Raw genomic sequence first — 896 nt, forward strand, 5'->3', positions numbered from 1 at the left:
TAAAAGTTTCTTTCTTATGTTCATCGTATTCATAAAATGCTTCACGAACACTGTCATTGATCAAATAGGTTTATAATATTAATATACATTTATATAATCTACGGTATTTATATCATCAAAAAAAAGTAGTTTTTTATTTATTTTATTTTGTTCGTTAATTTTCAATGTCTATGGAAGCCCGTTCGTAAAATTGGCGTTTGTCTCTAGTTTGCGATAGTGTAGATACCGTCCTTGGATAGAGCACTGGAGATGGCTGGCTTTAATCTGCTGGAGTACCATGGGACACCGGTGATCATTCTGGTCACTTGGTCTGGAGAAATACCAGTCAACATGGTGGTGAAGTCACCGTAGTTGAAAACGGCTTCAGCAACTTCAACTGGGTAGGTTTCCGTTGGGTGGGCGGCTTGGAACATGTAGTATTGGGCCAAGTGAGCTCTGATATCAGAGACGTAGACACCCAATTCAACCAAGTTGACTCTTTCGTCAGATTGAGCTAGAGTGGTGGTTGCGGAAGCAGTAGCAGCGATGGCGGCAACACCAGCAGCGATTGAAGTTAATTTGACCATTGTATTTGTTTTGTTTGTTAGTGCTGATGTAATCTTAACAAGAAATAGTGAAATGAAAGCGCATACCTCAAAGGCATATAGTTGAAGCAGCTCTATTTATACCCGTTCCTCCATCTGTCATCACTACTTAAACGATTCGTTAACAGACGCTCATTTAGCACCTCACATATTCTCCATATCTCATCTTTCACACAATCTCATTATCTCTATGGAGATGCTCTTGTTTCTGAACGAATCATACATCTTTCATAGGTTTCGTATGTGGAGTATTGTTTTATGGCACTCATGTGTATTCGTATGCGCAGAATGTGGGAATGCCAATTATAGGGG

At 39.5% G+C, this 896-nt stretch carries 1 protein-coding gene; it reads left to right on the forward strand.

What is annotated here, in order from left to right:
* Positions 1-501: 501 nt before the first annotated feature.
* Positions 502-651, forward strand: coding sequence for a hypothetical protein (locus IE124_RS36265; protein ID WP_189513928.1), 150 nt, complete (start codon positions 502-504; stop codon positions 649-651).
* Positions 652-896: the final 245 nt, after the last annotated feature.

This window comes from Streptomyces narbonensis (genome assembly GCF_014649015.1).
Lineage (GTDB): Bacteria > Actinomycetota > Actinomycetes > Streptomycetales > Streptomycetaceae > Streptomyces > Streptomyces narbonensis.